This is a genomic window from Endozoicomonas sp. Z74 (assembly GCF_057680865.1).
The window spans coordinates 1-2,623 of the sequence record NZ_JBLYZI010000203.1; the positions used below are offsets into that span (position 1 = coordinate 1).

The 2,623-nt window shown below is 43.8% G+C and carries 1 protein-coding gene; it reads right to left on the reverse strand.

From position 1 onward, the window contains the following. Nucleotides 1–179: 179 nt before the first annotated feature. Nucleotides 180–2,510, reverse strand: coding sequence for an STY4851/ECs_5259 family protein (locus tag ACNRUY_RS26145; RefSeq protein WP_488114599.1), 2,331 nt, complete (start codon nucleotides 2,508–2,510; stop codon nucleotides 180–182). Nucleotides 2,511–2,623 lie beyond the last annotated feature (113 nt).

Sequence of the window (2,623 nt, forward strand, 5' to 3'; positions counted from 1 at the left end):
CCGGAAATACCTTGTGCATCACCGGCAATGGGTGAGGGCGGCAGAGTTTTATGGAGGACACCGATCTGCTCTGGGGACATCATGGGTATGGACTTCAGGATGTCTTGGAATTGCTGAGGTTTCATGGCTGGAACTCCACTTTACACGACAATTCTCATGCTCAGGGAGTATAGACCATGTTAGCAACATTTAATTTGAACAGCGCCATGCAGAGACTTTGCTTCGGTAACATTCTCTGTGTTGCCTATTTCAGCCAGATGTAATGCAGGTCGGAACTGTATGGAAGAATCTGAACAGGGATAAATTAACCAAGGTCCAGATTTATCCATAGCTGAAGGAATTTCATAATAACCCGTTCCAACCCACTCGGATTTTTTCTGGTGTATTTCAACTGACTTTCTTTTCGGGTCAGACAAAAGCATGGCCTCGACGGCTACAGCCTCATTGATGATAAGACTATTATGATCCTGTATGGCAACGACGTTATTTCCTTTTCGTTCAATAAATCCAGAATAACGCCGGATATTCATTCTCAGAAGTGATTGTGTAGAATCTACGGAAAATCTGATGAATGCGTCCTGATCATCTACAGAACCAAGAAGTTGAGCCATATCACTCTGAAAACTGAATAAGCTGAGTGACAGGGGCTCCTGACCAATCTGAAACGAATAGTGCCTGGTTAATTTTTCAGAATTCTTGTGCTTGCCAGAACTGGCAACAAGCTGCATGTTTAAATGAAACGTTTGCTCCTGAGTCTGGCCTGAAAATAGAACCAGTTTCGTACCGAGCAAGTCTGGCAGCGTTAATTCATGATCTTGTATCTGCTCTCCTTCAGAATCAATCAGCCGTGCCCCCTGATAGGGATACGGCAATATCAGTTCAACAGGCTCTATACGTCGATCACTGGATACTTCAAGGCGAAAACGTGTCGGAATGTTGTCTCCGCTATGTTCCAAAATAATGTAGTGGTGCTGTCCTTTTTTTTCTTCCCTGTAAATAATGTCATCACCAAGAACTTGAAGTAGTAGATCCCTGCCATTATGAACTCTTATTTTTGCTGGCTGATCTCCTGTTGCCGGTAAGGTCGATAAATAGAACCCTTCAGGCAGTGTGCTGATTCTTCGTTGAAGAAGTGTTTCGTCTTGTAGATTTTTTATGGAGTAGGGAACCGTTCCTGCTTTCGAATAAGACTGTATATTGTCGATCCTTTCATTATTAACCCAATGAAGGAGATCTTGCTTGTCATATGGGTAAACTTCCGGAAGATTAAGTTTTGGAAAACCGACAAAAACAGTATTGGAGCGTGACTCATAAAGGGCTATTTTGCCCGTTAAATAAGGTTGCGATGAACTGTCTGACTCAGTTTTTAGAGTCAGTCTGTATATATCGTTAGTTCTGTTGAGTAGTAGGTCATCCGTTGTTTCAAACCACTTTGCAGAGTCTGTTTCTTCTGCAATCAACACCGGCGAGCCAGATATTATGCGTGTTCCAGAAGGAAGCCGGACTCTGCCCTTAGACGATGCCAGTTTGCATGAAGCTTGCGCTGCCAACCACCATTCGTCATCTCTAGGCTCAAAAAAGAGTGGGCTATTTTTTAAATCAAGAGCACTGTTGTCAAAATTGAAAATATGTACGGGTCGGCCACTATCCATAAGCTTTAGCACTACTGGTAGCGTAGTGTGCTTTCTCTTGAGTGAGATGACACACTCTTGAAACCTGATTTTTAGACCGTGTTCATCAAGCTGTGCATATACTGCCCCCCCCTTGGCTAGCAGCTGATCACCTTCGAAAAAACCCAGCTCAAATCTCGTGGAAGTCAGGTTATCAATAAACGGAATAGTTGTTTCTCTGGGAAGGTATAACTCACTAGAAATAGACCAGTTTGGTACCCCCCCCTGAAGCTTATGCTCACAAGTAAAGGCTTTTTCATTTTCGATTGTATTTTGCCTCTCCTGATGACTTTGCCCCGCATCCTTAAGCCATTCATTGAGAAGTGATTGTGCATTTGCTTCATCCAAGGGCACGGGAAAAGCAGACCGCCAGTCAGGGCTCTTTTTATCAAGAAATTCAACAGGGTTATCTTGCTCTTTGATGTCGAATTTTTCAGCAAGAAGTATTAATTGGTCAACAATGCCAGCAAGAAGTTGCATTGTTTCATGATTGGCAAAAGCGTCTGGTAAGTAATTCTCTGATCCGCTAATGATATCGACTGTTGTCCTTAGGCCTCGCTCAGTTCGGTAGTAGTTTCTCAATCCACGCCTGACTATACGCCCGAAGCCATGACTGTCACTCTGTACCAGCTGCCATGGTAATCCTCCTTCGGCAAACAATGAGCCAAGTAAATCCCGGCTACCGTGTTCATCGCGTTTTCGTATATTCCGTCGCCAGTAGCCCACCAGTCCATTTTCAAGATGATGGCTTCTTTGTTTCGCAGAAAAACTGATACCGAGCCGGTTTTCAACCGAGCTCCATGACCAGTCACCGTCATACTCCCTGCAGGGCAAAAACATGATCAAGAATCAATCAGCCCAAGCACTTTCATCATATAGTCTTCATCCCAGCCACAGGTTTTACGTTTGTTCTTGATACCAGCCTTCACTGAAGTATCAAGCTTGAGAAGGTT